The sequence below is a fragment of the Streptococcus handemini genome (genome assembly GCF_040984445.1).
GTDB lineage: Bacteria > Bacillota > Bacilli > Lactobacillales > Streptococcaceae > Streptococcus > Streptococcus handemini.
This window is the reverse complement of the sequence record NZ_JBFRYH010000087.1, coordinates 1-6,762: the sequence shown is the minus strand read 5'-3', so window position 1 is coordinate 6,762 and position 6,762 is coordinate 1. Positions and strand designations below refer to the sequence as shown.

The 6,762-nt window shown below is 41.9% G+C and carries 5 protein-coding genes, 17 tRNA genes, 1 rRNA gene and 1 pseudogene; all 24 read left to right on the top strand.

Going from position 1 to position 6,762, the window contains the following annotated elements; all coding sequences use genetic code 11:
• Positions 1-9 precede the first annotated feature (9 nt).
• Positions 10-125: ribosomal RNA gene (gene rrf, locus ABPH35_RS10085) — 5S ribosomal RNA — on the top strand.
• Positions 126-131: 6 nt separating this feature from the next.
• A tRNA-Val gene (locus tag ABPH35_RS10080) sits at positions 132-204 on the top strand.
• Between the two features lie 18 nt (positions 205-222).
• Positions 223-295: transfer RNA gene (locus tag ABPH35_RS10075), tRNA-Asp, on the top strand.
• Positions 296-297: 2 nt separating this feature from the next.
• A tRNA-Lys gene (locus tag ABPH35_RS10070) sits at positions 298-370 on the top strand.
• A gap of 2 nt (positions 371-372) precedes the next feature.
• Positions 373-454, top strand: a tRNA-Leu gene (locus ABPH35_RS10065).
• Between the two features lie 15 nt (positions 455-469).
• A tRNA-Thr gene (locus ABPH35_RS10060) sits at positions 470-542 on the top strand.
• Positions 543-555: 13 nt separating this feature from the next.
• A tRNA-Gly gene (locus tag ABPH35_RS10055) sits at positions 556-627 on the top strand.
• A gap of 7 nt (positions 628-634) precedes the next feature.
• Positions 635-718: transfer RNA gene (locus tag ABPH35_RS10050), tRNA-Leu, on the top strand.
• A gap of 11 nt (positions 719-729) precedes the next feature.
• Positions 730-803, top strand: a tRNA-Arg gene (locus ABPH35_RS10045).
• Between the two features lie 53 nt (positions 804-856).
• Positions 857-930 (top strand) — tRNA-Pro (locus ABPH35_RS10040).
• A gap of 9 nt (positions 931-939) precedes the next feature.
• Positions 940-1,013, top strand: a tRNA-Met gene (locus ABPH35_RS10035).
• Positions 1,014-1,024: 11 nt separating this feature from the next.
• Positions 1,025-1,098, top strand: a tRNA-Ile gene (locus ABPH35_RS10030).
• 15 nt (positions 1,099-1,113) lie between these two features.
• A tRNA-Ser gene (locus tag ABPH35_RS10025) sits at positions 1,114-1,203 on the top strand.
• A 16-nt stretch (positions 1,204-1,219) separates the two neighbouring features.
• Positions 1,220-1,293 (top strand) — tRNA-Met (locus ABPH35_RS10020).
• 15 nt (positions 1,294-1,308) lie between these two features.
• Positions 1,309-1,381 (top strand) — tRNA-Phe (locus tag ABPH35_RS10015).
• Positions 1,382-1,390: 9 nt separating this feature from the next.
• Positions 1,391-1,461, top strand: a tRNA-Gly gene (locus ABPH35_RS10010).
• A gap of 33 nt (positions 1,462-1,494) precedes the next feature.
• Positions 1,495-1,568, top strand: a tRNA-Ile gene (locus tag ABPH35_RS10005).
• A 9-nt stretch (positions 1,569-1,577) separates the two neighbouring features.
• Positions 1,578-1,665, top strand: a tRNA-Ser gene (locus tag ABPH35_RS10000).
• Positions 1,666-1,859: 194 nt separating this feature from the next.
• A pseudogene (tnpA, locus tag ABPH35_RS09995) lies at positions 1,860-2,323 on the top strand (IS200/IS605 family transposase).
• Positions 2,324-2,487: 164 nt separating this feature from the next.
• Complete coding sequence (mreC, locus tag ABPH35_RS09990) at positions 2,488-3,315, top strand: rod shape-determining protein MreC (protein WP_349989563.1); 828 nt, start codon at positions 2,488-2,490, stop codon at positions 3,313-3,315.
• Positions 3,315-3,827 carry a rod shape-determining protein MreD gene (gene mreD / locus ABPH35_RS09985; RefSeq protein WP_349989564.1) on the top strand — a complete coding sequence of 171 codons (513 nt, stop codon included), beginning with the start codon at positions 3,315-3,317 and terminating at the stop codon, positions 3,825-3,827. The genes mreC and mreD overlap by 1 nt, the downstream gene beginning before the upstream one ends.
• A gap of 84 nt (positions 3,828-3,911) precedes the next feature.
• Complete coding sequence (pcsB, locus tag ABPH35_RS09980) at positions 3,912-5,090, top strand: peptidoglycan hydrolase PcsB (RefSeq protein WP_349989565.1); 1,179 nt, start codon at positions 3,912-3,914, stop codon at positions 5,088-5,090.
• 124 nt (positions 5,091-5,214) lie between these two features.
• On the top strand, positions 5,215-6,174 hold the full coding sequence (locus ABPH35_RS09975) for a ribose-phosphate diphosphokinase (RefSeq protein ID WP_349989566.1): 960 nt from the start codon (positions 5,215-5,217) through the stop codon (positions 6,172-6,174).
• Positions 6,175-6,319: 145 nt separating this feature from the next.
• Positions 6,320-6,762 (top strand): ISAs1 family transposase (locus ABPH35_RS09970; protein WP_368849785.1); only part of this gene is annotated, 443 nt, incomplete at its 3' end.

Genomic DNA, 6,762 nt, shown 5'->3' with positions numbered 1-6,762 from the left:
AAAGAATAGTTAAGTGACGATAGCCTAGGAGATACACCTGTACCCATGCCGAACACAGCAGTTAAGCCCTAGAACGCCGGAAGTAGTTGGGGGTTGCCCCCTGTGAGATATGGTAGTCGCTTAGCTAGAGGGGGAGTTTAGCTCAGCTGGGAGAGCATCTGCCTTACAAGCAGAGGGTCAGCGGTTCGATCCCGTTAACTCCCATACGTTTAGAACGTAGAAGGTCCCGTAGTGTAGCGGTTATCACGTCGCCCTGTCACGGCGAAGATCGCGGGTTCGATTCCCGTCGGGACCGTAGACTCGTTAGCTCAGTTGGTAGAGCATTTGACTTTTAATCAAAGGGTCGCTGGTTCGAGCCCAGCACGGGTCATTGCGGGTTTGGCGGAATTGGCAGACGCACCAGATTTAGGATCTGGCGCTTTCGGGCGTGGGGGTTCAAGTCCCTTAACCCGCATAAATAGGAAAATAAGCCGGCTTAGCTCAGTTGGTAGAGCATCTGATTTGTAATCAGAGGGTCGCGTGTTCAAGTCATGTAGCCGGCATAGAGGGATAAATGCGAACGTAGTTCAGTGGTAGAACATCACCTTGCCAAGGTGGGGGTCGCGGGTTCGAATCCCGTCGTTCGCTTGAAGAGGCCGGGGTGGCGGAACTGGCAGACGCACAGGACTTAAAATCCTGCGATGGCAACATCGTACCGGTTCGATTCCGGTCCTCGGCATTCAAAGATAGGCACCCTTAGCTCAACTGGATAGAGTACCTGACTACGAATCAGGCGGTTAGAGGTTCGACTCCTCTAGGGTGCATCGCTCGCTTAATGGGTTTCGTTAGGGGAGATTTATTTTTACAGTAGGTCATACGGGAAGTAGCTCAGCTTGGTAGAGTACTTGGTTTGGGACCAAGGGGTCGCAGGTTCGAATCCTGTCTTCCCGATTTATTTTTGGCGGTGTAGCTCAGCTGGCTAGAGCGTCCGGTTCATACCCGGGAGGTCGGGGGTTCGATCCCCTTCGCCGCTATTGTTTATGCTGGACCTTTAGCTCAGCTGGTTAGAGCTCTCGGCTCATAACCGAGCGGTCGTAGGTTCAAGTCCTACAAGGTCCATTTATTCATTTATATGGAGGATTACCCAAGTCCGGCTGAAGGGAACGGTCTTGAAAACCGTCAGGCGTGTAAAAGCGTGCGTGGGTTCGAATCCCACATCCTCCTTTTTGATTAGTAGTAACGCGGGATGGAGCAGCTAGGTAGCTCGTCGGGCTCATAACCCGAAGGTCGTAGGTTCAAATCCTGCTCCCGCAATTTGATTGTGGATTTGGCTCGGTAGCTCAGTTGGTAGAGCAATGGATTGAAGCTCCATGTGTCGGCGGTTCGATTCCGTCTCGCGCCATAATAATAAGCGGGTGTAGTTTAGTGGTAAAACTACAGCCTTCCAAGCTGTTGTCGCGAGTTCGATTCTCGTCACCCGCTTTTGGAGTTCCTTCCAAAACCAAACACATGTTTGGGCGCGTAGCTCAGATGGTTAGAGCGCACGCCTGATAAGCGTGAGGTCGGTGGTTCGATTCCACTCGTGCCCATTTATAAGTGGAGAATTACTCAAGAGGCTGAAGAGGACGGTTTGCTAAATCGTTAGGTCGGGTAACTGGCGCAAGGGTTCGAATCCCTTATTCTCCGTAATAAAACGAGATTATCTTTTGATATTCTCGTTTTATTGTATTATGTGGCTTTAAGCCTAGTCTCGCTTCGATAGGTGCGAGACAAATCAACCACCCGCTATGCGGGTGCGCATCGACTGTTATACAAAAAATCTCCAAATGCGCTACAATAAAGGTGTTCAAGCCTACTGTAAAGCGAAAGGAGATACTAATATGGCACAAAAGGCACATAGTTTATCGCACACAAAATGGATGTGTTCTATCACATTGTGTTTACCCCTAAGTATAGACGAAAAATCATCTATAATCAATATAGAAGTAGTTTGGGGGAGATATTTCGCCGATTATGCAGTTATAAGGGGGTGGAAATTATAGAAGGACATCTGATGCCAGACCATGTTCACATGTTAGTCAGCATTCCACCACGGATAAGTGTATCAAGTTTCATGGGATACTTAAAAGGTAAAAGTGCCTTAATGATGTTTGATAAACACGCCAACTTAAAATATAAATTTGGGAACCGCCATTTTTGGGCAGAGGGATATTACGTGAGTACGGTTGGTCTCAATGAAGCCACCATAAAGAAATATATCCAAGATCAGGAAAAACATGATATCGCACTAGATAAGCTGAGTGTGAAAGAGTATGAAGATCCCTTTAGGGATAATGGTAAGTAGTACAACTGCTTCTTTGAGAGGCTGGTGACGAGTCAAGAGCAGTGAGGCTTGAACAAAGTGAAAGCCAGCGTCTTTAGGCGCTGGCTGGGAATGTGGGCTTATAGTCCCGGTTCAAACCACCCGTTAGACGGGTGGTCATGATTTTTGTGTTGGGGTAGAGCTAAGTGAATAAAGTATCAAAGTTAATTGTTGTCAGTTTAGTGATTTTAGTGCTGTCATTGTCTTTCTTATTTCTAACAGTAAATAAGAAAATGCAGATTCCGTATATATCTAGTGTTATTCATTCATCATTGTCGACAGTTAATAATGTTATAGGGCGTCCGACGCAGTTTTTTTCTAAACAAAAAGAATCAATTGCGGATATGATTGCTGCCTATAACGAGAATAAGGAACTTAAAAATCAGGTTATTGATTTAAATAATAAATTAGTGGAGAAAGATAGCTTAGAGAAAGAAAATGAGAGCTTGCGCCAAAGTTTGTTCTTGGCTGATACTTATAGAAATAAGAGATTCGTAGCAGGTCTAGTATCTAGTAGAACTCCTACCTCATGGACAAGTCAATTAACTTTGGATATTGGTGCGAAAGATGGTGTGAAGGATGGTATGCTTATCACCGCAAATGGTGGTTTGATTGGACTAGTGGAGAGAGTTTATCCAAATGCAACAAATGTAAAATTATTATCCAGCTCGGATCAATTTACAAAGATTCCTGTGAAGATTTTGATAGGGGCGAATAATATTTATGGTGTATTAGTTGGATATGATACGGATAGTTCGACCTTTATTGTCAATCAATTAAATAGTACGGAAAATATTCCTGAAGGTGCGGAGGTAGTGACAAGTGATTTAGCAGGAGATATGCCTTCAAATGTTCTTATTGGAAAAGTTTCGTCTGTAAAAACTAGTACAAGAGATCTTAGTCGGGAGCTATATGTCAAACCAGCGGCAGATTTTTCTAATATTTATTCCGTTTTGGTAGTGGGAGAGGAATAGTGAAGAAGTACATTTTTTATTTCCTACCGTTCTTGTTGTTGTTTGCTTTTTTATTGGACGCCCAATTGTCTACTTTGTTAACAAATTTGGCTCCAAAAGCAGTGTCAATTTCCAGCCATTTGCTATTGATAGTGGGAATTTTTGCTAGTTTTTATGTGATGGTTACCCCAATGATGGTTTTATTTGTTGTATTGGGATTTGTGTATGACATCTATTATTTTAATATTATTGGTTTGTCCACAGCCTTGCTTCCTTTAACAGTTTACTTGGTTTATTACGTATATCAGAGTCTAGCTTTTAAACGGGTTACGAACTACATTTTGCTACTGGTAATGGTATTTACATTTGAATTTGGGACTTTTTTATTAGCTCGGTTATTTCAATTGACGAATCTTTCTATGTTTATTTTTGTTTTTTATAATTTAGTGCCAAGTTTGGTGTTTAATACGTTCCTATTGGTGATGATACATCCTTTAATGGAAAAGCTATTTGGGATTACGAATAAGACATAAAAATGTAACAATTGCGTAATATATTTACGTAATTTTTTTGGTAAAATGAGATAGTCAGAAAGAATAGAGGAGCCTGAATTCGATATGAAGAAAAAACTTTTAGCAACCTTGCTCGTTAGTACCGTTATTTTAACAAACGCTGGAGCAATTGTGGCTGTCAAAGCAGACGATACTGATAGCAAAATTGCTGCCCAGGATAATAAAATTAAAGAAATTGCAAGCCAACAAGCCAATGCACAAGCACAAGTGGAAGCATTGCAATCAAAAGTAGATGCTATTATTGCAGAACAAGCTAGTTTAAATGCTGAAAATGACCGTTTGCAGGCTGAGTCACAATCATTAAGTCAAGAGATTCAAAAATTGGCAGGTGATATTGTATCACGTGATGAAGCATTAAAAAAACAAGCACGTAGCGCTCAAACAGATGGTTCAGCAACTAGTTATATTAATACCATTTTAGATTCTAAATCAATTGTGGATGCTGTTTCTCGTATTAACGCAATGCGTGAAATTGTCTCTGCAAATAATCGTATGCTTGGACAGCAAAAAGCTGATAAGGAAGCGATTGTTGAAAAGCAAAAAGCCAATCAGGAAGCAATTAACGTTGTTGAAGCAAACTGGAAAAAATTAGATGATGCTTCACAAGAATTGAATACTCAACAGGCAGCCTTGAAAGTAGCACAATTGAATCTTGCTGCAGAAAGAGCAACTGCAGAAGGGGAGAAGAATGCTCTTCTTGAGCAAAAAGCTGCTGCAGAAGCTGCGGCAAGAGAAGCTGCTGCAGCTCAAGCAGCTTATCAAGCTCGACAAGCTGCTACAACTCAAATGCAACAACAGCCTGTTACAACCTTATTGACAACTGGTGGGAATGTTGAGTCAGCTGTTTCTGCTACATCTGCTGCAGAAGCTGCGGCACCGGCTGCTGCTACTTACACCTATGATGCGAGCAATACTTATCCAGTTGGCCAATGTACTTGGGGAGCGAAACAAGTAGCACCTTGGGTTGGAAACTACTGGGGAAATGCAAACCAATGGTTATACTCTGCTGCGGCAGCAGGTTTCCGTACAGGTTCTACACCACAAGTTGGAGCAGTTGCAGTATGGACTGATGGGGCATTTGGGCATGTAGCAGTCGTAACAGAAGTAAATGGTTCACAGATTCAAGTACTAGAATCAAACTACAATGGAAACCAATATGTTGGTAACTTCCGTGGAGCCTTTAATGCCGCATCTAGTGGTATTGCTGGTTATATTTACCCATAATGGATATAAAGTGGAACTTTGGAGAAATCCAAAGTTTTTTTCATTCAGATTTTGATTTGATTTTGTTTGAAAATTGTCTTAAAAAGGGTTAAAATAGTAAAGTAGAAATAAATAGGAGGCTGTCATGGCGTTTTCTGACATAAAATTGTTTGCCCTTAATTCTAATCAAAAATTAGCAGCTAAGGTAGCAGAGAAAATGGGGATTTCATTGGGAAAATCCACTGTTCGCCAATTTTCAGATGGTGAAATTCAGGTTAATATTGAGGAATCTATTCGTGGAAGACATGTCTACATTCTTCAATCAACAAGTTCTCCAGTGAATGATCATTTAATGGAGATTTTGATTATGGTAGATGCATTGAAACGTGCGTCTGCAGAGTCAGTAAATGTCGTTATTCCTTATTATGGGTATGCACGTCAGGATCGGAAAGCACGTGCGCGCGAGCCAATTACATCTAAATTGGTTGCAAATATGTTAGAAATTGCTGGTGTAGATCGTTTGTTGACCATTGATTTGCATGCTGCGCAGATTCAAGGTTTCTTTGATATTCCAGTGGATCATTTGATGGGTGCCCCATTGATTGCAGATTACTTCGAGCGTCGTGGTATGATTGGAGAAGGGTATGTTGTCGTGTCTCCTGACCACGGAGGGGTGACACGTGCGCGTAAGTTAGCACAGTTTTTGAAAACTCCGATTGCGATTATCGATAAACGTCGCAGTGTTGATAAGATGAATACATCCGAAGTGATGAATATCATTGGAAATATTGAAGGTAAGACGTGTATTTTGATTGATGATATGATTGATACAGCTGGAACGATTTGCCATGCTGCGGATGCGTTGGCAGAAGCTGGTGCGGTAGAAGTGTATGCTTCTTGTACACATCCGGTCTTATCTGGACCTGCTATGGATAATATTCAAGCTTCTGCGATTAAGAAGTTGGTTGTACTGGATACGATTGAAATTCCTGAAGAGCGCTTAATTGATAAGATTGAACGAATTTCAACAGCGGACTTATTAGCTGAGGCCATTATTCGGATTCATGAAAAACGTCCCCTATCTCCATTGTTTGAAAACAATTAGAATGAATAGAATTAGAAGGTTGGAGCATCGGTTTCAGCCTTTTATTCACACGACAAACGCATGAAGAAAGTCTCGTTTTCAGATAACAGTTTCATAAACTAAGTTCGAATCCTTTGCTATACTAGAGATAGTGGAGGATTTTGTTATGAATGAGAGACTGGATTTCTTGATAGGTGTCCGTGATGATAGAGAATCCTGGAAAATTAAGCACACATTGTCAGATATTGTCTTGCTTATTTTCTTTGCGCGTCTATCAGGTGCAGAATATTGGGATGAAATTGAGGAGTTTGGGACTGCCTATGAGTCTTCCTTGCGAACCGTGTTGGAGTTAGAAAATGGGATTCCGTCTCACGATACGCTGCAACGAGTTTTTGCGACTCTAGATCCTCAAGTTCTAGTAGAAGTGACACAGATGTGGTCTGCTCTTCTTGAAGAGGCAGAGGTATCAGCTAAACATTTTACTCGTTTTTCGAAACGCCTGATAGCCATTGACGGAAAGACAATTAGAGGTAATGCCAGCCAACACCAGAAAGCCTTACATATTGTCTCCGCCTATGCGACAGATTTAGGGATTTCCTACGGTCAAGT

Excerpts from the sequence above, each read along its gene's own strand:
- pcsB (WP_349989565.1), top strand. The coding sequence starts at position 3,912 with ATGAAGAAAAAACTTTTAGCAACCTTGCTCGTTAGTACCGTTATTTTA.
- ABPH35_RS09975 (WP_349989566.1), top strand. The coding sequence starts at position 5,215 with ATGGCGTTTTCTGACATAAAATTGTTTGCCCTTAATTCTAATCAAAAA.